Genomic DNA, 24,192 nt, shown 5'->3' with positions numbered 1-24,192 from the left:
TATGGTAATTGTGGATTAAATGTAACAAGTTAACATTATTTTTATCGGATTTGCGCGTAAAACCCCGTCGTTCAGAGGCTGTCGCAAAAGCCTGATGCACGTTTTTTACACCTGAAACACCGCATACCGCGTCATTCCCGCATGCTTTTGGCGGGAACCCAGCGTCGTTTTTTACACTGAAAATGCCACAATTTCTGGCATTTTCAGTTAACCACGAACGCCGCTGGGTTCCTGCCAAAAGCGCGCAGGAATGACGTGGCCACCAGTTGGGGTAATGATACCGACTGAAAACCCTTTTGCGACAGCCTCTTTAGGGCGGGGAGGATGTCAAGATAAACGTTTTGCCATCGGTTTCACGCCGCAGGAAGTGACGGATTTGAGTGAGTTTTTGAAAGTGCTATGACGCGCTCAGTTGGCATAGAAACAGCGCCCGCATACATGCAAATAGCTTTCGTTACCGCCGATGTCGATCTGGGCACCGCTATGCTGGCGCTGCCCGGCGGCGTTGACGCGGATATTCATGGTGGCTTTTTTTCCGCAGGAACAAATATTTTTTAATTCTTCCATGGTATCGGCCAAGGCCAGCAAATAACTGGAGCCGGGAAACGGTTCACCTAAAAAGTCACTGCGCAAACCGTAGCAAATCACCGGTACGCCGCGCAGATGCGCGAGTCGGTGCAATTGGCCTACTTGTTGGGGCGAAAGAAACTGCGCCTCATCGACGAGTACGCAACTGACTTGCGGCGCGCTGAGAAAAAAATCGTAACTACTGTCGAACACCGCGGCATCACGCTGCGGCCCCAAGCGTGAAGTGACCTTACCACTGCCATAGCGATGATCGATGGCGGCCGTGTAGAGGCAAACCTGCTGGCCTTGTTCTTCGTAATTGTGCGCGACCTGCAACAAGGCGGTGGACTTTCCGGCATTCATGGCGGAGTAGCGGAAGTAGAGCTTGGCCACAGGCAGGTCCTGATAAGTGGTGTGAAGGATGCGTATGGTAGCAAAAATTTCTCTGCTGAGCGCGGACTTATGTGCTTTGTGGCATCGGTAACAAGAGCTAATTGGATGTCGATTCAGTTGGCAGGCCCCTTGAAATCTTTTCACCCTGCCCAATCTTTGGATCAGCGGAAGGCCCATCCGGGGTCCGCGAAAACTTCATATCGCTTATTTTTTAAAGGATATCATCATGCGTAATTTTGACTTTGCTCCCCTGTATCGCTCAGCGATAGGTTTTGACCGTCTGGCCCAGTTGTTCGACGATGCGCAACGCAGCGACGCCACACCGAGCTATCCGCCGTATAACATCGAGCTCATCGCCGAAGATAAATACAGCATCAGCATGGCTGTTGCCGGTTTCGCACGCAACGAACTCGATATCGAAAGCGAGCGCGACACCCTGAAAATCATCGGTCGCAAAGCCAAAGAGGACAGTACAAGAAATTTTTTACACCGCGGCATCGCTGCGCGTGATTTTGAACACCGCTTCCGTTTGGCCGATCATGTCAAGGTACTCGGCGCACGCTTGGAAAACGGTTTGCTCACTATCGAGTTGGTGCGTGAAGTACCGGAGGCTTGCAAGCCGCGGCGCATCGCCATCGATGACGATAGCCTGCAATTGGCGGTAGCTGCCTGAGCGTAAGCTGAGCGGCAGCGGATTCTGAGCAAGCGGCTGCGCCGCGTCAGAGCAAGCAAAAAAACATGGGGGAAACCCCATGTTTTTTTTTGCGCTTGATTCTCATTCAGAAAAAAATGTCGTTTTTCCAACAAAAAGAAAATATTTCCATAAGTATTTGCTATCTTTAGCGCAATATTGTTACTATAGATCTACACTTCATATTGTCAGTAGAGAATCATTCTGCTGTGCCGACGCCGTGTTGTTTATCCCGCGTCACTCACATAATTCGTCAAAAAAAGGTGTGGTATGTCCAAGATTGTCATGGTTGTTGATGATTCTGCTTCGGTCCGTCAAGTGGTGGGTTTGGCTTTGCGTGGTGCTGGCTATGGCGTGATCGAGGCCTGCGATGGCGTTGATGCGCTGGCCAAGTTGAGCGGACAAAAGATTCATCTGATCATTTCCGATGTCAATATGCCCAATATGGATGGCATCACTTTCGTACAGGAGGTGAAAAAGCTGGCCGCTTACAAATTTACGCCTGTGATCATGCTCACGACTGAGTCACAGGAAGGTAAAAAATTGCAAGGTCAGGCGGCCGGTGCCAAAGCTTGGGTGGTTAAGCCGTTTCAGCCGGCGCAAATGCTCGCCGCCGTTTCCAAACTGATCCTGCCTTAACGAGGTCCAGCATGCTCAGCTTGTCGATAGACGGTGAACTGACGATTTATACGGCCGCAGCGGAAAAACAAAGGCTGCAGGCGTTTCTTGAGAGCGGCGACGAGCTCGAACTCAATCTTGCCAAGGTGTCGGAAATGGATACCGCCGGTTTGCAAGTGCTGATGTTGCTCAAGAAAGAAGCAGCACGACGCGGCAAGTCGCTGCGCTACGTCATGCATAGTAAAGCCGTACTCGAGATCTTAGAACTATCTCACACGATCGCCGCTTTCGGTGACCAGATCGTGCTGACCTAAGCAGCATACCCGCACCGCGAGTCGCGCCATGCTCGCATTGTTTCTCATCACAGCATTTGATAGCCACGCCTTGCGGAGGATAGAATGAGTTTCGATAGTGAAATGAAGGCAGCGCTGGAAACGTTCGTGCTGGAAAGCCGCGAATTACTGCAGGATATGGAAGAACTCTTGCTCGGTTTGGAGCAAGATGGTGCGGCACCGGAAGCGATCAATGCCATCTTTCGGGCGGCACACACAATCAAAGGCTCATCCGGGCTGTTTGGTCTTGAGCACATTGTACACTTCACACATCTGCTCGAAAGCGTGCTCGATCTCGTGCGCGACGCTGCCGTGCCGGTGACGCCGGCCTTGATCGCCGTGCTGCTGCCATGTCGTGATCATTTGGCTGAGCTCATTGAAGGCCTGGCGGACGGTGCCACTGGCGAGAGCGCCGAGTCGGCCTTGGCTGGTGCCGCCTTACACGAACAATTACGCACTTTCATGGCCCCGCGCGCTGAACTGTGCGCCACGCCGACAGAAACCACCACCAGTTCCTCGGGCGGTAGTCAGCTCGATGGCGGTAATTGGTATCTGTCACTGCGCTTCGGTGCCGATTGCTTGCGCAATGGCATGGATCCCTTGTCTTTCATCCGCTATCTGAGTACGCTCGGCGAGGTGGTGCAACTGCTGACCATTGCCGAGCGCTTGCCGGACATCGAATCCATGGATGCCGAAACCTGTTATCTCGGGTTTGAGGTCATCCTCAAGAGTGAGGCGACTAAGGAAACCATAGAAAACGTGTTTGAGTTTGTGCGTGAAGACAGTGTGATTCGCATCCTTCCACCGCGCAGTAAGATCGATGAATACATTGCCATCATCAATGCGCTGCCCGACGAATTGGAATTGATCGGCGAAATTCTCATTTCCAGCGGCGTGTTGACCAAGAATGAGTTGGCGGCCGGTTTGCAGATGCAGGCGCAGCAGAGCGGGCCAATTGGCGAAATTTTGGTCGAGCAAGACATGTTGCAGGGGCCGGTATTGCAAGCGGCCTTGAATAAGCAACAGCAAGTTAAAGAAGCCAAAACCCGTGAACGCCAAAATATTCGCGTCGATGCCGAACGTCTTGATAAGCTCATCGACCTGGTCGGTGAGTTGGTGATCGCCGGGGCCGGCTCACACTTACGCGCCAGCAAAACGCGTGATGCCGGCTTGCTGGAATCAACCATGGAAGTCATGCGCCTGGTTGAAGAAGTACGTGACAGCGCGCTGCAACTACGCATGGTTCCTATCGGTACCACCTTCAGCCGCTTTCAACGCGTGGTGCGCGATGTCAGCCTGGAATTGGGCAAAGATATTGTGCTCGAAATTTCCGGCGGCGACACCGAAGTCGACAAATCGGTGGTGGAAAAAATCGGTGATCCCTTGATGCACTTGGTGCGCAATTCCATGGATCATGGCATCGAATCGGCGGCGCTGCGGCAAGCACGCGGCAAGCCGGTACAGGGCACCTTGAGTCTGAACGCCTATCACGAATCGGGTACCATTATCATCGAAGTCAGTGATGATGGCGGCGGCCTCGACCGTGACAAAATTCTGGCCAAAGCGGTCGAACGCGGCTTGGTTGCAGCGCACGCGCAATTGAGTGACAAAGAAATTTATGCCTTGATTTTCGAACCGGGCTTTTCTACTGCCGATCAGGTTTCCAACCTGTCTGGGCGCGGCGTCGGCATGGACGTGGTTAAGCGTAACGTCACGGCTCTGCGCGGTAGTATCGATATCGATAGCCAGAGCGGGATAGGCAGCACCATGTGCATACGCTTGCCGCTGACCTTGGCGATCATCGATGGATTCTTGGTCGGGGTGGCTGATTCTTCCTTCGTCGTGCCGCTCGATAATGTGATTGAATGTCTGGAAATGCCTAAGCAAAGTGAGGCGCTCGACTACATGGATTTGCGCGGTGAAGTGCTGCCCTTTATTCGCCTGCGCAGTTTGTTCGAGATCGAAGGGGCGCTGCCGCGTCGACAGAATGTGGTGGTGGTCGGCTATGGCGGCAACAAGACCGGCTTGGTGGTCGATCGCTTGATGGGGGAGTTTCAAACCGTCATCAAACCGCTGGGTAAATTATTCAACCATGTACGCGGCATCGGCGGCTCGACTATTCTCGGCAGCGGTGAAGTCGCCTTGATACTCAGTGTGCCAGCCTTGACACAGTATTACGCCAAACAAGAACAACAGCAGCACCCGTTGTCGCCGGCTCCGACGCTGGCGTATACAAAATGAATACCCCTGTTTGTTTCTCGCGCAGCCAGTGCTGACCCGACCAATGTTGTTCCCCGCAGAAAGGAAGCACCGATGAAATCGCTCTTGGAATCATTACGGATGTGGCAAAAATTTTCCCTGGTAGGTCTGTTTGTGCTGGCCTTGTTCGGTCTGCCTTTCACACTCTATCTCAATACCATCAATGCCGATGTACAGACAGCGGTGATCGAAAAAACCGGTGCGGATGTCTTGCCCATGACGGTAAAAGCCTTACAACTGTTGCAGCGCCATTCTGCCTTGAATACCTTGGTGCTCGGTGGTAATGCCGACGCCAAAACTCAGCGCGATAGCACGGCGCAGGAAATTACCAGCAATACCGAGGCCATGCTGGCGGCTTTCAAACTCTCACCCGATCTCAAGCTCGAGGAAGTCGGCGCGCAATTCCGGCAGAGTTGGCAAACTTTGTACAATGAGCGCGACCGCTTGAGTCTCGAAGACAGCCGCAGTAAGCATCTGGCTTTGATCACGCAAATATTCGATTTGGTGGATAAAACTGCTGACAATTCCGGTTTGTTATTGAGTCCAGACTCGGGCATCTATTACCTCGCCACGCTGGCAACCGATAGTGTGCTGCATATTACCGAAGAAATTCGCCGTGCCCGCGCTGCCGGTGTCAACGTCCTCAATAGTAAAACTTTGAATGATCGCGATCGTGGTGAACTGGCCGCCCTCAATGCCGTGATCCGCAACGATATCGATCGCAGCGACCGCGTGATCAACAAGCTCATCGCTACCAATGCGGCGTATCGCGATCTGTTTACGGCAAAAATGGCGGAGCAAAACGCCCGCACCAAAGAAGCCGAGCAATTGATTGCGGAAAAAATTCTCAATGCCAGCAAATATGACTACGAAGTGGCCAATTATTCGAGTCGCATTTCGGCCGCTATCGACAGTACTCACGAGCTTGAACAACTGTTGTTGCGAGAAATGATCAAGCACAGCGATGAGCGCTTACATGCACTCAAAGCCGAACGTTTGAAAATGATTTCAGCCTGTTTGCTGCTGTTGTTGATCGTCGTTGCGCTGGCCTGGACCATGATTCATATGGTGATCAGCCAAGTCGGGCAGGAACCGAGCGAGGTGGTGGAATTTGCCGCCAAAGTCTCATCGGGTGATTTTTCCAGCTCGCTGAAGCTGCGCGATAATGATCTCACCAGTATCGCGGCGAATTTGCAATCGATGGTCGGGAATTTAAAAATGCGCATGGAAGAAACGGCCAGCGTCGCCAGAGAAAGCCTGCGTATCAAAATTGCACTCGATAATTGTGCTACCAATGTGATGATCGCCGATGTCGACCGCAATATCATTTACATGAATAAATCCATCGTGGACATGCTGTCGGCGGCTGAGTCGGATATCCGTAAAGCCTTGCCTGGTTTCAGTGTGGCGAAACTGTTGGGCGGTAACATCGACCAATTCCATAAAAACCCGGCACATCAAAAGCACTTATTGGGTACCTTTGTCAGCAATCACCGCGCCCAAATTACGGTCGGTGTGCGCACTTTCTCGCTCTCGGCCAATCCGGTATTGACCGAGCAGGGTGAGCGCTTGGGCAGCGTGGTCGAGTGGGTCGATCGTACCGAGGAAGTGGCGATAGAACATGAGGTCAGCGATGTGGTGGAACAAGCGGTGGCCGGTAACTTTACGATTCGTCTCAACGAGCAAGGGCGCACCGGCTTTTTTGGTAAGCTCAGTCAAGACATCAATCGCTTGATGGCGACCAGTGACGAAGGTCTCAATGAAGTTCTGCGGGTATTGGGTGCGATTTCCAAAGGCGATCTGACGCAAACCATTGTCAAGGAATATGCCGGTACCTTCGGTGCGCTGAAAGCCGCCAGTAATGAAACGGTCGATAAGCTCTCGCAAATTGTCACCGATGTGATCAATGCGACCGACGCCTTATCGAACGCCTCGGAACAAGTCAGCGCTACGTCACAGGCCTTGTCGCAGGCGGCCAGTGAGCAGGCTGCCAGCGTGGAAGAAACCAGCGCCAGTATCGAGCAAATGGCAGCCGGCATCAATCAGAATGCCGAAAATGCCAAGGTTACCGACGGCATCGCCGGCAAGGCGGCCAAAGAAGCGGTTGAAGGTGGTGTGGCGGTCAAACATACCGTCTCGGCGATGAATGATATTGCCTCGAAAATCGGCATTATCGATGATATCGCTTACCAAACCAATATGTTGGCGCTCAATGCCGCGATCGAGGCGGCGCGTGCCGGTGAACATGGCAAGGGCTTTGCTGTGGTCGCCGCCGAGGTACGTAAGCTGGCCGAACGCAGTCAGGTGGCGGCGCGCGAAATCGGCGACTTGGCCAGCGGCAGCGTGAAAACGGCGGAACGTGCCGGCGAGTTGATCGATGAAATTGTGCCAGGTATTGGTCGCACTTCTGATCTGGTGCAGGAAATCGCCGCTGCCTCGCAAGAGCAGTCGGCCGGGGTTGGGCAGATCAATACTGCGATGAACCAGATGAATCAGATCACGCAACAAAATGCCTCATCGAGCGAAGAGTTAGCCGCCACGGCGGAAGAAATGACCAGTCAAGCCGAGCAGTTGAAGGAATTGGTCGGCTTCTTCCGTATCGCCAATGTCACGCCACGGATTGCGGAAAGCCGGAATCAACGTCCGGGCAGCGGCAAACGCAGTCGAGCTGGTGCCGGCGCGGCCTTCGATGAAGCTAAATTCGAGCGCTTTTAGGAGACCGCTATGGGCAGCCTGAGCGAATCCAAACAGAGTAGTGCAATCGCGGCGCGCACGGCCATTGCCGGCGTGGCCGAGAGCGCGCAGTATCTGACGTTTATATTGGCCGGCGAAGTGTATGCGCTCGGTATTCTCAATATTAAAGAAATCATCCAGTATGGCGACCTGACCGAAGTACCGATGATGCCCAATTTCATACGCGGCGTGATCAATCTGCGTGGCAAAGTGGTGCCGGTGGTCGATTTGACGGCACGCTTTGGTCGCGGCGTCACTGCAGTGGCGCGCCGCACCAGTATTGTTATCATAGAGATGCTGCAGGCCGACGGCGACGAGGTACAAAGTTTGGGGGTGATGGTCGATGCGGTCAATGAAGTGGTCGACATCGCCGCTGCCGATATTGAACCACCACCGGCATTCGGGGCGCGCATACGTCCTGATTTCATCAGCGGCATGGCGCGCCGCGGCGGGCGCTTCATCATCGTTCTCAACTTGGCACAGGTCTTGTCGCTGGAGGAGATGTCGGCGTTCGGCAGTTCGCTCATCGGTGGCGACGCGCATGCCGCAACGGAGTTGGAGCATGGCGAGTAATGCCCACGCCGTGCCGGTAGTCCGCACACTCACGCCCGATGAGTTTGTTTGGATTGCGCGTTTTTTATATGAACGTACCGGTATTTCGCTCAACGAGGGCAAGCAGGCGCTGGTGATGGGGCGGCTGGATAAACGCCTGCGTAAGCAGGGTTTGTCCTCGTACCGCGAATATTTTTCACTGCTCGGCCGTCCCGGTTATGAAGACGAAACCGTGATGGCGATCGATCTGCTGACCACCAACGAAACCTATTTTTTTCGTGAGCATAAGCATTTCGAGTTTTTGCAAAAAGTAATTTTCCCGCAACATCCGCGGCAACGGATGCGGGTTTGGAGCGCTGCCAGCTCCAGCGGCGAAGAAGCCTATACTATCGCCATGACGCTGGCGGCTTTTTTTCCCGGTGATAACTGGGAAGTGCTCGGTTCTGATATCTCCACGCGCATGCTTGATAAAGCCCGGCGCGCGCTTTACCCTATGCTGGCAGCAGAAAAAATTCCGCCGTCGATGTTGAAAAAATACTGCCTCAAAGGGCGCGATGAATACGAAGATTTTTTTTTGGTCGACCCGCTGGTGACGGCCAAAGTCACGTTTCGCGAACTGAACTTGGTGGGCAACTTGCCCGACATCGGCGAGTTCGACATCATTTTTTTGCGTAATGTAATGATTTACTTCGATATCGAAACGAAACAGCGCTTGTTGCAGCGTATCGTAGAAAAACTGCGTCCCGGCGGCTACTTCATCATCAGTCATTCAGAATCACTCAATGGCATCAGCAATGCGCTGAGCTTGATACAGCCATCGATTTATCAGCGGCCAAGCTGAATGGCCGACTCTCGTATGCCGGCACCGCCGTTTTATATCGATATTTTTTTGCAGCCCGGAGATTTTTATTTCGGTGACAGTGACACGCGCATACGCACCATTCTCGGCTCTTGTGTGGCGATCACAATTTGGCATCCGATCTTACGCATCGGCGGCATGTGTCATTATATGCTGCCGAAAACTGCGCAACGCCAGCAACACCACCCTCTCGATGGCCGCTATGCCGAAGATGCGGTGCAAATGTTTTTAAAAGAAATAAAAAAATCACACACCCATCCGCGCGACTTTGAAATTAAAATGTTTGGTGGTGGCAACCAATTCCCACAACAAAACAGCGGCTTGTTTCCTATCTCGGATCGCAATATCGAGCTCGGCAGCAGTTTACTCGCGCAGCACGGGCTGCAGTTGAAATCGCAGCATTTAGGCGGGGTAGGGCACCGGAATGTGATGTTTGACTTGTGGTCCGGCGATGTTTGGGTCAAGCATGTTGAGAAAGTGAGCACACCGTGACGATCAAAGTGATGTTGGTGGATGATTCGGCCGTGGTGCGGCAGGTACTGGCGGCCGTACTCGCTCTGGACCCGGAAATTGAGGTCATCGGTTCGGCTTCCGACCCGATCTTTGCGATGGATAAAATGAATCTGCGCTGGCCCGATGTGGTGGTGCTGGATGTCGAAATGCCGCGTATGGATGGCATTACTTTTTTAAAAAAGCTGATGTCCGTGCGGCCGACCCCGGTCATCATTTGCTCCACCTTGACCGAAAAAGGTGCCACTACCTCGATGCAGGCGCTGGCCGCCGGCGCGGTCGGGATTGTTACCAAACCGAAGGCCGGTCTGAAAGGATTTTTGGAGCAAGATGCCGGCGACATCGTACAGGCCGTAAAAGCGGCCGCGCAGGCAGATATGCGCCGCGTGAAAGCGATGTCGATGAGCGCGCTGCAGGTACCAGCCAAGCTGAGCTTGTCACAGGCCATGCCGGAACTCGATATTCGTGCTGGCGCGGCGATGTCGGAAACCACCGATAAAATCGTCGCCATCGGTACCTCGACCGGTGGCACCCAGGCGCTGGAATTGGTTCTCAAACAATTGAACCGTACCGCACCGGGTATCGTGATCGTGCAGCATATGCCGGAGAAATTCACGGCAGCGTTTGCTGAACGACTTAACAAGGTCTGTGCCATCGAAGTACTCGAAGCCAGTAACGGCGACCGCGTGATTGCCGGGCGTGCCCTGATTGCGCCGGGTGGCCGACATATGCAAGTCAAACGCAGCGGTGCTCAGTACCATGTAGCGATCATGGATGGGCCACCGGTTAACCGGCATCGCCCTTCGGTTGATGTATTGTTTCGCTCGGTCGCCAAATGTGCCGGTGCCAATGCCTTCGGCATCATCATGACCGGTATGGGCGATGACGGTGCGCTTGGCATGCTCGACTTACACAAGGCTGGTGCCGGCACCTTGGCGCAAGATGAAAAGACTTGCGTGGTGTATGGCATGCCGAAAGAAGCGGTCAAGCTTGGTGCGGTCGACCGCATCGTGCCGCTCGGTGAGATTGCTGCCGACATCGAAGCCTATGGTCGGCAGCACCGCTGAGGTCAGCGAGGTAACAACTAAATGGATCGTCGCAAGCGACGATGGAAAAGACTCTGGAAGGGGTTTGCATCCGCTCCCATCGGGTCGCTCCTTCGTCGCTCACCGGCCTTCAGAGGCTGTCGCAAAAGGGTATTGAGTCGGTATCATTACCCTAACTGGTGGCCACGTCATTCCTGCGCGCTTTTGGCAGGAACCCAGCGGCGTTCGTGGTTAACTGAAAATGCCAGAAATTGTGGCATTTTCAGTGTAAAAAACGACGCTGGGTTCCCGCCAAAAGCATGCGGGAATGACGAGGTATGCGGTGTTTCAGGTGTAAAAAACGTCCATCAGGCTTTTGCGACAGCCTCTGAAGGCCGGGGTTTCAAACCCTAGTCAGATTTTTGATCAAATTGTCCGGGCCGACCTCGCGGATATCGCGGGTGCCGGTCAAGGCCATACTGACATCTAATTCTTTGTGCAAAATTTCCAGCATGGTGGTGACGCCTTGCTCGCCCATGGCACCGAGCGCATATAAAAACGCCCGTCCTATCATGCTGCCCTTGGCCCCGAGTGCGGTGGCTTTGAGTATATCTTGACCGCTGCGGATGCCACCGTCGAACCAGACTTCAGTCAGATGACCGACCGCTTCGACGATGGCCGGCAGCGCCTGAATCGACGACATCGCGCCATCCAACTGGCGGCCGCCATGGTTGCTGACCACGATAGCGTCGGCACCGGCGGCCACGGCCAAGCGCGCATCTTCGACATCGAGGATACCCTTGAGTACTAATTTACCACCCCATTCTTGCTTGATCCAAGCCACATCCTCCCAATTCAAGCTAGGGTCGAACTGACTGGCCGTCCATTGACTGAGCGTCAGGATACCGTCGCCGCCGGCGACATGGCCGACCAGATTGCCGAAGGTCTTGCGACCGGTCAGCGCGCGCAGCGCCCAAGCCGGCTTGGTCGCCAGATCGAGCAGATTGGCCAAGGTCAGCTTGGGCGGCACCGACATGCCGTTCTTGATATCTTTATGGCGTTGGCCGAGAATTTGTAAATCGAGCGTCAGCACCAGCGCCGAGCATTTGGCAGCTTTCGCGCGCTGTATCATTTCTCTCACGAAGCCGCGATCACGCATCACATAGAGCTGGAACCAAAACGGTTTGGTAGTAACGCTGACGATGTCTTCGATCGAGCAAATGCTCATCGTCGAGAGTGTGAAGGGAATCCCGAATTTTTCGGCGGCGATGGCACCGAGCATTTCGCCGTTCGCCCACTGCATACCGGTCAAGCCGGTCGGCGCGATCGCCACCGGCATCGTCACCTCTTGGCCGACCATGGTGGTGCGGGTCGAGCGGTGTTCGACATTGATGGCGACTCGTTGGCGCAGCTTGAGGGCGGCCAAGTCATCGGTATTGGCGCGGTAGGTGCTTTCCGTGTACGAGCCGCTGTCGGCGTAATCGTAGAACGCTTTCGGTACACGTTTTTTAGCTAGCAGACGTAAATCTTCTACACAGGTGATGACTGGCATGGGGCGCTCTCTGAGGGAGGGTAAATAGTCTGCAAAGTGTAGGGGATTTCTGCTCGGTGATGGGGGAAAAGCTTGCAGCGATCAGATGAAGTATTTTCAGGCCAGTGCCGTCTGCTCCAAAAAATGTTCACAGACAAAACTGCGCAACCATTGATTGCCATGGTCTTGATGATAGCGGCGATGCCAAAACATATGCGTTTCGAGTTCCGGCAGCGGCAGCGGCGCTGCGCTGTAGAGCAAGTCGAACGGTGCGGCGGCACGTTCGGCCAGCTTGTGCGGCACGGTCACGAGTAAGTCGCTGCGGCTGACGATATACGGGACGGCGACGAAGTGCGGTACTTGTAAATGTGCTGCGGCAGAAATGCCGGCTTTTTGCAAGGCTTGATTGATACGCACATACGGTTCTTCGCGCGAGTCGACAATCAGGTGACGCGCCGCCGTGAAGTCGGCCAAGCTCAGGGTTGCCGCGGCCAGCGGGTGTGCGCTGCGGTACATGCAGACGTAATGTTGAGCAAACAGGCGACGTTGATACCAAGCTTGCGATAAATGATCGAAGGCACCAATCGCCAGATCGACCCGGCCCGCTTCCATTTCCGTGCGCAGATCGATGCTACTGGCGCGGACGGTGGCGATTTGTATCTGCGGCGCAACACAATGCAAGTATTCGGCCAGTACCGGCATGAAATACACTTCGCCCACATCCGTCATGGCGATGGTGAAACGACGGCGACTCGCGGCCGCGTCAAACCCGGGCGCAGCATTGAGGGCGCCGGTAATGCCCGTCAAGGCCAGTGCCACCGCATCGGCCAGTTGTTCGGCGCGCGCGGTCGGTTGCATACCGGCGGCGGTACGCACAAATAATTCATCGCCTATGCTGCGCCGCAGCCGCGCCAAGGCATTGCTGACCGCCGGCTGCGACAGGCCGAGCCGGCGCGCCACGCTTGAAATCTGACGGTGTTGAAAAATTTCTTGAAACACCACCAGTAAATTCAGATCGATATCTTTGGCTTCTAGCATTATTGATTTTATGAATGAACTGTATTCCCTCATTTATATAGGAAAAGCGCGGCGCTTGCATTAAAGTTTGCACTGATCTGCTCCTTCACTGCTCAGGAAAAAACATGACTTTGCTTTATCAAACCGGCTTTGCCAATGAGTTCGCCAGCGAGGCCTTGCCTGATGCACTGCCGCAGCACCAGAATTCGCCGCAGCGCTGTGCCTATGGCTTATATGCCGAACAAATTTCCGGCAGCGCTTTTACTGCACCACGGCATACCAATCGTCGTTCTTGGTTGTACCGAATACGGCCGGCGGCGCTGCATCAGCCGTTTCAACTCTGTGGCAACGGCAACATGAGTAATAATTTTTCTGCCGTGCCGAGCAGCCCCAACCAACTACGTTGGGATCCGCTGCCGTTGCCCGCGCTGGCCACCGATTTCATCGATGGCTGGGTCAGCATGGCCGGCACCGGTTCGGCCGATGCGCAGAATGGTTGTGCCATCCACATGTATGCGGCTAGCTCCGACATGACGACGCGCTTTTACTATAATGCCGATGCCGAATTGCTGATCATTCCACAGCAAGGGCGTTTGCATCTGCGCACAGAGCTCGGTTTGCTCGATATCGAGCCGCAGCAAATCGCGGTGATCCCACGCGGCATCCGTTTCCAAGTGCAACTGCCGGACGGCGCGGCGCGCGGCTATGTGTGCGAAAATTTTGGTGCCATGTTCAAATTGCCTGATCTTGGCGTGATCGGCTCGAATGGCTTGGCCAACCCGCGTGATTTTCACACGCCGGTGGCGTGGTATGAAGACCAAGAAGGCGAGTTTGAACTGGTGGCCAAATTCAGCGGCAATCTGTGGCGCGCCGCGATCGGCCATTCGCCGCTCGACGTGGTGGCTTGGCATGGCAATTTTGCGCCCTACAAATACGATTTACGCCATTTTAATACCATAGGTTCGATCAGTTATGATCATCCTGATCCATCGATTTTTCTGGTGTTGCAATCACCCAGCGATACACCGGGGGTTGATGCGATCGATTTTGTGATTTTCCCACCACGTTGGCTGGCGGCGGAAAACACTTTCCGTCCACCTTGGTTTCATCGTAATATCGCCAGCGAATTCATGGGCTTGCTACATGGGCAGTATGATGCCAAGTCGGCCGGTTTCCGGCCGGGTGGGGCCAGCTTACATAATTGCATGAGTGGTCATGGACCCGATGCCAGCACCTTTGAAGCGGCCAGTCGTAGCGATACCAGCTTGCCCCATAAGATCGATGACACCATGGCATTCATGATAGAAACACGTACTATCCTGAAACCGACCCGGGCTGCCATGGAAACGCCGCAGTTGCAGGCGGATTATTATCAGTGTTGGCAAGGCATTAAAAAACATTTCAATCCGGAGCAAAAATGACAGCAGTATTGAACGAAACGCATGACGTTAACCTGCGTAGCTGGGTGGCTTCTGCCAATCTGGCCGGGAGCGATTTCCCATTGCAAAATCTGCCGTTCGGGGTATTTCGCCGGCCTGGTAGCAAGCAAGCTTTCCGTATCGGTGTGGCCATCGGTGATCAAATTCTCGATTTGGCCGCGGCCCATGCCGTGCATGCCTTTGCCGGGTACACCGAATTACAGGGTGGTTACTTCACCGGCGCGATCAATGCCAGTAGCTTGAATGGTCTGATGGGCTTGGGTGCGCCGGTTTGGTCGGCCTTGCGTTTGGCGATTTCACGCGTGCTGCGCGAAGGGTCGAATCAAATGGGAACCTTGCAAGCCTGTTTGCTGGCACAAAGCGCGGCCGAATTCGCTTTGCCAGCACAAATCGGTGATTACACCGATTTCTATACCTCGGTACATCACGCCACCGCGGTTGGTAAATTATTCCGCCCCGACCAGCCTTTGCTGCCTAATTACAAATGGGTGCCGATCGGTTACCACGGCCGCGCCTCTTCGATTGGCATCTCGGGTCAGCAGTTTCATCGTCCACGCGCGCAAACCAAGGCCGCCGATGCCGAGCAGCCGAGTTTCGGGCCGGCCAAGCGCATGGATTATGAACTCGAAGTTGGCATCTTCATTGGCCAGGGCAATGCGCTCGGCACGCCGATTGCGCTCGAACAAGCCGAGTCGCATGTATTCGGTTTGTGTTTGTTGAATGACTGGTCGGCACGCGATGTGCAAGCCTGGGAATATCAACCCTTGGGTCCATTCTTGGCAAAAAATTTCGCCTCGACCATCTCACCTTGGATTGTCACGCTCGAAGCCCTGTTGCCGTATCGCCAGGCGTGGACGCGTGACGCGGCCGACCCACAACCTTTGCCGTATCTGGAATCAGACGCGCTGCGCAGCGGCGGTGCCTTTGATGTCGCGCTCGAAGTATTACTGCAGACAGAAACCATGCGCGCCGATGGCCAGCCGGCCGAACGCTTGTCGGTATCGAATTTCAAACATTCGTATTGGACCGTGTCACAATTGGTCGCACATCACACTGTTAATGGCTGCAACCTCAATTCCGGCGATTTACTCGGCTCCGGCACCCAGTCCGGGCCGCTGCCTGAAGAGGCCGGCTCGCTGCTGGAACTGTCCGAAGGCGGCAAAAAAACCCTGCAACTGAGCAATGGCGAGCAACGCGTTTTCTTGGCCGACGGCGATACCGTCATCATGCGTGCTTGGGCCAGTAAAGAAGGCTGCCCGCGCATCGGTTTCGGTGAAGTGCGTGGCACTTTGTTGCCGGCACGAGAAGTCTGAACGCAGCGTCAACAGTCAACGGCCGCACGGTGAAAGCTGCGGCCGGTTTCTCCTCGGCGGAGTAGGCGTAAGTTTGGGTTTCCTGCTTTGTGAAAGCAAAACAAAAAATCAAATGTAGTGTAAGATTGTATGTACAAAATATTTGAATGGGACGAAGCAAAAGCCGCCCGTAACTATCACAAGCACGGTGTGTTATTTCAGGTCGCGGCGCAGGTTTTTTTTGACCCGTTGGCCGTATCTGTTCCCGACCGCATTGAGCACGGAGAACAACGCCAGGGAAGCGCAGATTTAATCCAAGCGGTTTGTCCGCTGCCACTGAGGCGCACTGCTGCGTTGCCTTTCGCTGTCAATAGTCGACTATTGACAGCGAAAGGCGCCTTGCATTGCATCCTCATTGGCAACGGCCAATTCCACTGCGATTAAATCTGCGCTTCCCTGGCAAACCTTAGGCATGGTCGAAGGGTGTTTGTTGCTTCTCGTGGAACACACGCTGAGCTGTGATGATGGCATAAGCGAAACAGTGCGCATCATTTCAGCACGCAAACCGACGAAACAGGAGAGACGGTACGATGAAAACGATGAGATATGAACACGCTCACTTGCCAACTTTAAGCCAAGAACAACGCGCTGAACTGGCCGTCTTAGCCGCCTTGCCCGACGACGCTATCGACTGCAACGACATTCCGGTACTGAGCGACGTAGCGTGGGCCAACGCCGTACAGGGACGCTTCTACAAAGCCATTAAAAAGCCCCTGACGGTCAGATTGGATGCCGACGTGCTGGCTTGGCTCAAGAGCCAAGGCAAGGGTTATCAGACCCGAATGAACAGCATTCTGCGCGAAGCGATGCAAAAGGATGTACGTAAGTCCTGAGGCCGTGCATCGGCGCTCGCTTCCCTTGGTATTCAAGCGCCGCCCGCTCAGTCTTAATCACTCTCAAGATGCAAGTTAATCACCGTGCCGCTCGTGCTCGGCGTGGCGCACGGCTCATCATCAAAGGCGATATCGCCATCGAGGCGCGGCTGACCGTCGATGCTGAGTTCGCGGAAATTGAATAAATCTTTATCCATCAAGTGCGAAGGCACCACGGTGGAGAGCGCTGAAAAAATACTGTCGACGCGACCGGGGAATTTCTTGTCCCATTCGCGCATCAAACCCTTGATTTGCTTGCGCTGCAGATTTTCCTGTGAACCGCATAAATCGCAGGGGATGATAGGGAATTGCTTGACCTCGGCATAGCGTTCGGTATCGGCTTCTTTCACATACGCCATTGGACGAATAACAATGTGCTTGCCGTCATCCGACTGCAGTTTGGCCGGCATGCCCTTGAGTTTTCCGCCAAAAAACATATTCAAGAAAAACGTTTCCAAGATATCATCTCGGTGATGGCCGAGCGCGATCTTATTCGCCCCGAGTTCATCGGCGACGCGGTACAGAATGCCGCGGCGCAGGCGTGAACACAAGGAGCAAGTGGTTTTGCCTTCCGGGATAAGCCGCTTGACGATGCTGTAAGTATCTTGATTTTCGATATGGTAGGCGACGCCTAACTTTTCCAAATACGCCGGTAGTATATCGGCCGGAAAATTCGGTTGCTTTTGATCCAGGTTGACCGCGATGATGTCGAAATTGATCGGTGCGCGCTGACGCAGCGTCATTAAGACATCGAGCAGCGCATAGCTATCCTTGCCGCCCGACAGACAGACCATGACGCGGTCGCCGTCTTCTATCATATTAAAATCACCGATCGCTTGGCCGACTTGGCGGCACAAACGCTTGTGCAGTTTGTTGTTTTCGTAGGTGATTTTTTCCTGCGATTTGCCAGTCACGCCCACATCGACGGGCGCGCTGACGGTTTCGTTGCTTGCTTGCATATCTAAACTCAGGCTTCATTCTTGATTTGAAATACTTCCACGCCGACGCCTTCGCAATCGGGATACACATCGGGCTTCATGGTCGAGACACAGACGGCACGCGCGCGCGGGTGGGCCAGCATGATGCGGGCGACATCGTCGCACAGGGTTTCTTGCAAATGAATATGGCCTTGGGCTACGCGCTGGGCAATCGATGAGCGCATGAAATCGTAGTCGACTACTTCATCGAGCTGATCTTCACGCGGAGTCGACAGGGCCAATGGAATATACAAATCGATATTGATGAGCACGCGCTGTTCGCCGCGCTTTTCGAATTCGTGTACACCAATATTGATGGAGATTTCATAGTTGCGTAAGAACAGACGACGGCAATTGGCGAGTTGTGGATGATGTAGTACGGATAACATAGGGGGCTCGATCAGTGAGAAGTAAGGGGTGAGTCGGGGGCAGTAGCGAGAAACATCACATCGCGCTGCAAAGCAATAAGGTGCTGGCCGCCATCGACGACGATGGTGGTACCGGTAATGGCCGGGCAAGCGGCGATAAAACAGACGGTCTGGGCAATGTCGTCGGGGCTACTCGAACGTCCTAAGGGCGTAACTTGGTGGGCGTGTTCAAAATCAGCCTCACTTTGATGGCCAGACACCATGGTGATGCCAGGTGCCACCCCGACCACGCGCACGCGCGGTGCCAAGGCTTGCGCCAATACGGTCGTAGCACATTGCAGCGCCGCTTTTGACAGCGTATACGACAGAAAATCAGGATTAAGATTATACAGTTTCTGATCGAGCAAATTGATCACACATGCCTGCTGCCCAACTGGGGTGGCGGCATACAGTGCTTGCGCCAGTAACAGCGGGGCGGCCAGGTTGGCGTGCATATGGCGATCAAGGCAAGCGTGGCTGAAACTGTCGGCGCGGTCTTCTTCAAACAAGGCGGCGTTATTGACGATGCAATCGATGCGCCCCCACACTTGATGGGCGCGCTCGAACAGTGCCCGCGTCGCCGTTTCGTCGGCCAGATCGGCGCCGAGCGCGCAGGCGCGGGCACCGAGCGCCTCGAGTTCGGCCACCACTTGTGCGGCCGCGCCGGCCGATTGGCCGAAATGGACGATGATGTCCCAGCCTTGCGCGGCCAGAGTGAGTGCGATGTGGCGCCCGATGCGGCGTGCCGCGCCGGTAACAAGGGCGACACGTCGGTCGCCGGCAATGAACTGTGTCATGGAAATTCTTTACTGAGTTTGCTGGGTTTTTTATACAATGCCGGTATGCAAAAATTATCTCTGCCCCTGCCGGCGTCCGATGCATTGGCTGCATCGCAAGCCTTGCAACAAGTAATCATCGAAGAAATCCGCGCTGCTGCGGGTTCCATCCCCTTTTCACGTTATATGGAATTGGCCTTGTATGCACCCGATTTGGGTTATTACAGCGGCGGCGCGACGAAACTGGGTAAAGACGGCGATTTTACAACGGCACCGGAAATGTCGCCGCTCTTCGCTGCGGCCTTGGCTACTTTGGCCGCACCGATCTTGGCGCAAACTCAGCCGCAAGTCATGGAGTTCGGTGCTGGCAGCGGCAAGCTGGCGCGCGACTTCTTAATTGAATGTCACTTGTCGGGCATCACGATAGAGCGCTATTTTATCGTGGAATTGTCCGGCGAATTGCGTGCGCGTCAGGAAGATTTACTCAAAGACTATCCGCAAGTGCAATGGCTGCAGCAAATGCCGCCAGCTTTTTCCGGTTTGGTACTCGGTAATGAAGTGCTCGATGCCATGCCGGTCGACTTGCTGCTCAAGACCACCGAGGGCTGGCACGAACTCGGCGTAGCCGAGAGTGCCGATGCGACGCGCTTGATTTACCGTGCGCGTGGCAATGGCTTGCAATTAGCGCAACAGATTCCCGCAGCCGACCTGTTACCCGAAGGCTACGTCACGGAAGTGCATACGCAAGCCATAGGCTTCATGCACAGCGTGGCCCAGATGTTGTGCGCCGGCCGGGCCGAAACCGGTTTAGGCGGCGCGGCGCTGTGGATAGACTACGGTTTCCCAGCGCATGAGTATTATCATCCTCAACGCAATGAAGGCAGCCTGATGTGTCATTATCGCCATCACGCCCACCCTGATCCCTTCTATTATCCGGGTTTGCAAGATATCACCGCGCACGTCGATTTCAGCGCGATCGCACGTGCCGCCTTGGAGGCGGGCTTAGAATTGCTCAGTTATACCAGCCAAGCTGCCTTGTTGCTCGAATCCGGTATCGCCGATTTGTTGGCGCGTACAGATGCGCAAGAAAGCCTGCGCTATTTGCCGCAAGCGAATGCCTTGCAAAAACTGGTCTCGCCGGCAGAAATGGGTGAGTTATTCAAAGCGCTGATCGTCGGGACGGGCATCGACGTGCCGGTCGGCTTATTGCGGCATGACCGTTGTCATCGCCTTTGAGCCGGAAAGGATGCCATTGATGTTACGTTGGACGCTGACGATCATGCTGGTGCTGGTCGTTTTATCGCACGCCTTACCTTGGTTAGGGAAATTCGGTTTGGGCCGTTTGCCGGGCGATTTGCGCTGGCGCTGGTTTGGTCGGTCGTTTTCCTTACCCTTGGCATCGACGATAGTGATTTCTCTGCTGTGCTTATTGTTAGCCCGATTCTTTAAATAGTGACGATAGTGTTTCATCTATGCTGCATCAAAGAAAGTATTCACGCTTATTCTCTATCACTTTAATATAATGACATGGTGTTAAGGCGGTCCAACTGCCGACACAGACAAAAACAGAAAAGGGTGACATGAGCGAACTCAGCGACATTCGGGCATTGCTCATTGAACCGCATCAGGGCATGCGGGTCAGTTTGCACAATATGCTCAATTTATGCGGCATCACGAAAATCGAACATTCGTTGACTGCCGGAACAGCTGTACGGACCATACAGTCCAAAGTATTTGATTTGATTTTATGTGAGTATGACCTCGGCGTTGGTCAAGATGGTCAGCAATTGCTCGAAGACATGCGTCATCACAAGCTCTCACCCTTGTCGACCATTTTCATCATGGTGACAGCCGAGCGTTCGTATGCCAAAGTCGTCAGCGCAGCCGAATTGGCACCTTCCGATTACTTGCTTAAGCCATTTACCGCGGACATGCTGCTTGAGCGCGTGATTCGTGCGATCGAGAAGCGCAAGGCCTTCGTCGAAGTCTATGCGCTCATGGAGACCGGCGCGGTCAGCGAAGCGATTACCGCCTGTCATCACGGCGAGCGCGAATATCCGCGCTATGCGATCGACTTCATGCGCTTGCGCGCCGAATTGCATGTGGTGTTAGGTGAAGCGAGCGAAGCCGAAGCGCTCTATGTGCTGTTATTTGAGATGAAAGCCGTGGCTTGGGCGCGTCTGGGCTTGGCGAAAACCCTGTTCATGCAAGGCAAATATCAAGAAGCCGAAGCAATACTCAAAAATTTGGTGGCCGAGAATAATAAATTCATGGATGCCTACGATTGGCTGGCGAAAACCCATGAAGCCATCGGTGAGTTGCCGGAAGCGAAAGTGGTACTCGATACGGCGGTTGCCGTGTCACCGCATGCGGTGCGGCGTTTGCGCAATTTAGGCCGACTCGCGATGGAAACGGGAGATCTTGCCGGAGCCGAAACGGCATTTAAAAAAGTTGTCACTAAAGCTAAGTTCTCTGAGTTCCGCGACCCCGAAGATCATATGAATTTGGTCGATGCCTTGGTCAAAAAGGGCGATACTGAGCAAGCCAAATCGGTGATACGCGACATGGAAAAGAACATGGTCGGCTTGAAAAAGACCGCCGCCTGTCGCGCCATTTCAAGCGCCATGGTGCACGCCAAAACGGGCGATGTGCGCTTGAGTGATGAACTCAATGTCGCGGTCGAAGCGGCACGAGAAGATGTAGGCTTGTCGACCGGTGCCAAACTCGGTCTGGCCAGAAGTTGTTTGGAAAATAATAAAGAAGAGCACGCTTCCGACATCGTCCTCGGCGTCATGAAGAACGCCAGCAATCAGGCCGTCATGAGCCGCGCCATGGATGTGTTTGAAAAAGCGGGCAAGGGCCAAATGGCCAAGGACCTGGCGCATCGCAGCCAGAAAGAGGTGATGGATTTGGTGGCGATGGGTGTGCAAAAGGCCAAGCAGGGCGATTTCCGCGGCTCGGTCGATTTGATGTTTGCCGCTGCGCGCAAGTCACCGGATAACCCGCAGGTGGTGATGAATGCCGCTTTGGCAGCCTTGAAGTGCCTGGAAAATCTCGGTTGGGACAGCACTATCGGTGAACAAGCCAGAGTACTGATCGAAGCTGGGCGTCGGCTTGATCCGATGAATCCACGCTTGAAAGCGATTCGCGGTTTGTATGATGATTTGCAGAAAAAATATGGGATGAGCGCAACGCGTCAACAGAAACTCTGATCCTGAGCTTACCCTGACTCTGATAGGCGAAAAGACCACAATAATGGCCAATCCTGACATGTCGTTTCCTATTTTTCACGCAGCGGAATCGCCGCGTGAGGCTTTGCTGCGTAAAATCAACGACGAAACGGATTTACCCTCGCTCGGGGTAGCCATTGCGCAAGTCTTGCAGATCACCTCGTCGGGCGAAGATTCGGTGGCACGCTTGGCGCATTTCGTGTTGTCGGATGTGGCACTTACGCAAAAAATTCTGCGTCTCTCGAATACCGTTCAATACCGCGCCAGCGCTGGCAGCGCGGTGACGACCGTGTCGCGCTCGATCTTCTTGCTCGGTTTCGATACCGTCAAAGCCAGCGCCATGGCGATGTTGTTGGTCGATTGTTTTAAAAACAAGGCGCAAGCTGGCCATGTGCGTAAAGAATTGATCCATTCTTTGTGTGCCAGCATCATTGGCCGTCAGATGGCGCAACGTGGGAAATTCCAAAATGCCGAAGAGGCGGCCGTTGCGGCCTTATTCAAAAATATTGGACGGGTCTTGATTGCCTCTTACGATCATGCGCTGTACGGCCGCATTGTCGCACTCGCAGACAGTGCTCAAGTCAGCTTGCCCGAGGCGGCCGCGACCTTGCTGGGCTGCAGTTTTGAGCGCTTCGGTGAAATGGCTTTGCAAGAATGGAAAATTCCCGAAGCCATCATTCAGTCCTTGGCCCCGCTGCCCCATGCTGAATTGAAAAAGCCGGTGCACAGGATAGATTGGCTCAAGCAAGTCGCCAGTTTTGCCGATACCCTGGCGACCCTGATTTTATCGGGCAAACAGCACGAGCATGGCCAAGTGGAGGCGATATTACAGCGTTATGGCAAAGGCCTGGAGCTCGACCGCAGCCTATTGACCAATATGCTCATGCAGGTCGACAGCGAGACCCGGCAAATGGCCAAAAGCATGGACTTGGCGCTGCCACCCTTGCATGGTGAAGCGACGCAGAGCAGTGGCCAAAACGGCATACCGAGTGAGTTTTTACTGCGCACCGAGGATGTCTTGCCGTCACAAGAATCGGAGCGCTATCCCAGTGGCAAACCACGCAATGCGCGCGAGTTACTGCTCGCCGGCGTGCAGGATGTGACGCAGATGCTGGCTTCGGAAGAACTGAAACTCAATGATTTGATCTTGTTGGTACTTGAAACGCTCTACTCAGCCATGGGATTTCGCTTTGCCACCGTGTGTCTGCGCGATTTGAGCAGCAACCGTTACGTGGCCAGAGTGGCGGTCGGTGAACAGTACGCGCAGCGACAAAAACATTTTCACTTTCCAGTTAAGCATGAAGCCGATTTGTTTCACCTGTCGATGACAAACAATGTCGATGTCATGATCGCCGATGCCCAGACCGCAAAAATACGTAGCCTGTTGCCGGCCTGGTACCAGGAAAGCATGCCCGATGTGCACAGCTTCATCATCTTACCCTTGGTGATACAAAAAAAACCGCTGGGCTTGTTCTATGCCGATCGCGCCGTCTGCGCCGACGAAGGTGTCTCGCCCGATGAAACTGCCTTGATCAAAACGCTGAAAAGTCAGTTGCAAGCGGCCATGCTGCGTGGCTGAGTCAACATAGACTCTCGGCGAGAACCTGATGTTGATTCTTAATCCTGCAGCCTGCGAAATCGGATCGAATGCCCCGTTTCGGGAGCGCTCACTGATCCGATTGATGCATTGGATCAGCGAGCGCCTTTCAAAAAATTACTTATCGAAAGAAGCAGTAGATCACTAGTGCCGCAAGCGTGGCACCAAATAGAAACCCATTGGAAAAAGCGAAAAAAAGCTTATCGGGTGTTTGTTTGGAACTCATGATGAGGAGCCGCTAAAAAATAAGATGTGATCGAGGGTTTATTTTGACAGCCAAAGACCGACAGCCGCTGCTGCCGCACCTGATCCGAATCCGTAAGCAAACGCCAACATTGGGACTATCCCACCCGATACCTGCTCTATTTCCTGAGTCGTCATTTCTTGTATGCCGGGCTGATACAAATTTGAGGTTTGAGTCATATTGAATTCTCCAATATATCAATCAGAGTGAA

At 54.0% G+C, this 24,192-nt stretch carries 24 protein-coding genes; 17 read left to right on the top strand and 7 right to left on the bottom strand.

Going from position 1 to position 24,192, the window contains the following annotated elements; all coding sequences use genetic code 11:
* Positions 1-408 precede the first annotated feature (408 nt).
* Positions 409-960 carry a thymidine kinase gene (locus RHM61_RS04725; RefSeq protein ID WP_322249993.1) on the bottom strand — a complete coding sequence of 184 codons (552 nt, stop codon included), beginning with the start codon at positions 958-960 and terminating at the stop codon, positions 409-411.
* A 226-nt stretch (positions 961-1,186) separates the two neighbouring features.
* Between RHM61_RS04725 and RHM61_RS04720 the strand changes: the two genes are divergently transcribed.
* The 9 genes from RHM61_RS04720 (at position 1,187) to RHM61_RS04680 (ending at position 10,581) form a co-directional block, all read left to right on the top strand.
* Positions 1,187-1,633 (top strand): Hsp20 family protein, encoded by a 447-nt coding sequence (locus tag RHM61_RS04720; protein WP_322249992.1) that lies wholly within the window; start codon positions 1,187-1,189, stop codon positions 1,631-1,633.
* Positions 1,634-1,921: 288 nt separating this feature from the next.
* A complete protein-coding gene (locus RHM61_RS04715; protein ID WP_322249991.1) occupies positions 1,922-2,290 on the top strand; it encodes a response regulator in 369 nt (122 codons plus the stop codon).
* An 11-nt stretch (positions 2,291-2,301) separates the two neighbouring features.
* The gene (locus tag RHM61_RS04710) at positions 2,302-2,583 is read left to right on the top strand and encodes an STAS domain-containing protein (RefSeq protein ID WP_322249990.1); all 282 of its coding nucleotides are present in this window, start codon (positions 2,302-2,304) and stop codon (positions 2,581-2,583) included.
* Positions 2,584-2,667: 84 nt separating this feature from the next.
* A complete protein-coding gene (locus RHM61_RS04705; RefSeq protein WP_322249989.1) occupies positions 2,668-4,842 on the top strand; it encodes a chemotaxis protein CheA in 2,175 nt (724 codons plus the stop codon).
* 72 nt (positions 4,843-4,914) lie between these two features.
* Entirely contained in the window at positions 4,915-7,575 is a 2,661-nt protein-coding gene (locus tag RHM61_RS04700; RefSeq protein WP_322249988.1) for a methyl-accepting chemotaxis protein, read from the top strand.
* 9 nt (positions 7,576-7,584) lie between these two features.
* Positions 7,585-8,166 (top strand): chemotaxis protein CheW, encoded by a 582-nt coding sequence (locus RHM61_RS04695; RefSeq protein WP_322249987.1) that lies wholly within the window; start codon positions 7,585-7,587, stop codon positions 8,164-8,166.
* Positions 8,135-8,986, top strand: a complete 852-nt coding sequence (locus RHM61_RS04690) for a protein-glutamate O-methyltransferase CheR (protein WP_322249986.1) — start codon at positions 8,135-8,137, stop codon at positions 8,984-8,986. Before RHM61_RS04695 ends, RHM61_RS04690 begins: the two co-directional genes overlap by 32 nt.
* Positions 8,987-9,496 (top strand): chemotaxis protein CheD, encoded by a 510-nt coding sequence (locus tag RHM61_RS04685; RefSeq protein ID WP_322249985.1) that lies wholly within the window; start codon positions 8,987-8,989, stop codon positions 9,494-9,496.
* Between the two features lie 11 nt (positions 9,497-9,507).
* Complete coding sequence (locus RHM61_RS04680) at positions 9,508-10,581, top strand: chemotaxis response regulator protein-glutamate methylesterase (RefSeq protein ID WP_322251038.1); 1,074 nt, start codon at positions 9,508-9,510, stop codon at positions 10,579-10,581.
* Between the two features lie 361 nt (positions 10,582-10,942).
* Here the strand turns inward: RHM61_RS04680 and RHM61_RS04675 are convergent, their stop codons facing one another.
* Entirely contained in the window at positions 10,943-12,091 is a 1,149-nt protein-coding gene (locus tag RHM61_RS04675; protein WP_322249984.1) for an alpha-hydroxy acid oxidase, read from the bottom strand.
* Between the two features lie 96 nt (positions 12,092-12,187).
* Entirely contained in the window at positions 12,188-13,108 is a 921-nt protein-coding gene (locus RHM61_RS04670) for a LysR family transcriptional regulator (protein WP_322249983.1), read from the bottom strand.
* 104 nt (positions 13,109-13,212) lie between these two features.
* Between RHM61_RS04670 and hmgA the strand changes: the two genes are divergently transcribed.
* The 4 genes from hmgA (at position 13,213) to RHM61_RS04650 (ending at position 16,711) form a co-directional block, all read left to right on the top strand.
* Entirely contained in the window at positions 13,213-14,508 is a 1,296-nt protein-coding gene (hmgA, locus tag RHM61_RS04665) for a homogentisate 1,2-dioxygenase (protein ID WP_322249982.1), read from the top strand.
* Entirely contained in the window at positions 14,505-15,839 is a 1,335-nt protein-coding gene (fahA, locus tag RHM61_RS04660) for a fumarylacetoacetase (protein ID WP_322249981.1), read from the top strand. The genes hmgA and fahA overlap by 4 nt, the downstream gene beginning before the upstream one ends.
* 129 nt (positions 15,840-15,968) lie before the next feature.
* Positions 15,969-16,262 carry a BrnT family toxin gene (locus RHM61_RS04655; RefSeq protein ID WP_322249980.1) on the top strand — a complete coding sequence of 98 codons (294 nt, stop codon included), beginning with the start codon at positions 15,969-15,971 and terminating at the stop codon, positions 16,260-16,262.
* A gap of 146 nt (positions 16,263-16,408) precedes the next feature.
* Complete coding sequence (locus tag RHM61_RS04650; RefSeq protein WP_322249979.1) at positions 16,409-16,711, top strand: BrnA antitoxin family protein; 303 nt, start codon at positions 16,409-16,411, stop codon at positions 16,709-16,711.
* 53 nt (positions 16,712-16,764) lie between these two features.
* On the opposite strand, the gene ttcA is transcribed toward RHM61_RS04650, so the two are convergent.
* Genes ttcA through RHM61_RS04635 form a run of 3 tightly spaced genes read right to left on the bottom strand, consistent with a single transcriptional unit; the run spans position 16,765 to position 18,931 of the window.
* A complete protein-coding gene (gene ttcA, locus RHM61_RS04645) occupies positions 16,765-17,709 on the bottom strand; it encodes a tRNA 2-thiocytidine(32) synthetase TtcA (RefSeq protein ID WP_322249978.1) in 945 nt (314 codons plus the stop codon).
* An 8-nt stretch (positions 17,710-17,717) separates the two neighbouring features.
* On the bottom strand, positions 17,718-18,116 hold the full coding sequence (locus tag RHM61_RS04640) for a dihydroneopterin aldolase (protein WP_322249977.1): 399 nt from the start codon (positions 18,114-18,116) through the stop codon (positions 17,718-17,720).
* A gap of 11 nt (positions 18,117-18,127) precedes the next feature.
* Positions 18,128-18,931, bottom strand: a complete 804-nt coding sequence (locus tag RHM61_RS04635) for an SDR family oxidoreductase (RefSeq protein WP_322249976.1) — start codon at positions 18,929-18,931, stop codon at positions 18,128-18,130.
* A gap of 45 nt (positions 18,932-18,976) precedes the next feature.
* Between RHM61_RS04635 and RHM61_RS04630 the strand changes: the two genes are divergently transcribed.
* The 4 genes from RHM61_RS04630 to RHM61_RS04615 all read left to right on the top strand — a co-directional run bounded on the left by RHM61_RS04630 (position 18,977) and on the right by RHM61_RS04615 (position 23,719).
* Complete coding sequence (locus RHM61_RS04630) at positions 18,977-20,146, top strand: class I SAM-dependent methyltransferase (protein ID WP_322249975.1); 1,170 nt, start codon at positions 18,977-18,979, stop codon at positions 20,144-20,146.
* A gap of 19 nt (positions 20,147-20,165) precedes the next feature.
* Complete coding sequence (locus tag RHM61_RS04625) at positions 20,166-20,363, top strand: DUF2905 domain-containing protein (protein ID WP_322249974.1); 198 nt, start codon at positions 20,166-20,168, stop codon at positions 20,361-20,363.
* A 127-nt stretch (positions 20,364-20,490) separates the two neighbouring features.
* Entirely contained in the window at positions 20,491-22,122 is a 1,632-nt protein-coding gene (locus tag RHM61_RS04620; protein ID WP_322249973.1) for a tetratricopeptide repeat protein, read from the top strand.
* A 43-nt stretch (positions 22,123-22,165) separates the two neighbouring features.
* The gene (locus RHM61_RS04615) at positions 22,166-23,719 is read left to right on the top strand and encodes an HDOD domain-containing protein (RefSeq protein WP_322249972.1); all 1,554 of its coding nucleotides are present in this window, start codon (positions 22,166-22,168) and stop codon (positions 23,717-23,719) included.
* Positions 23,720-24,001: 282 nt separating this feature from the next.
* Here RHM61_RS04615 and RHM61_RS20240 read toward each other — a convergent pair whose 3' ends face one another.
* Positions 24,002-24,118, bottom strand: coding sequence for a class IIb bacteriocin, lactobin A/cerein 7B family (locus RHM61_RS20240; protein ID WP_369124402.1), 117 nt, complete (start codon positions 24,116-24,118; stop codon positions 24,002-24,004).
* Between the last annotated feature and the right edge of the window lie 74 nt (positions 24,119-24,192).

It is taken from the genome of Undibacterium sp. CCC3.4, assembly GCF_034347425.1.
Lineage (GTDB): Bacteria > Pseudomonadota > Gammaproteobacteria > Burkholderiales > Burkholderiaceae_D > Undibacterium.
The sequence above is the reverse complement of the archived record's forward strand: the minus strand, read 5'-3'. Positions and strand labels throughout refer to the sequence as shown.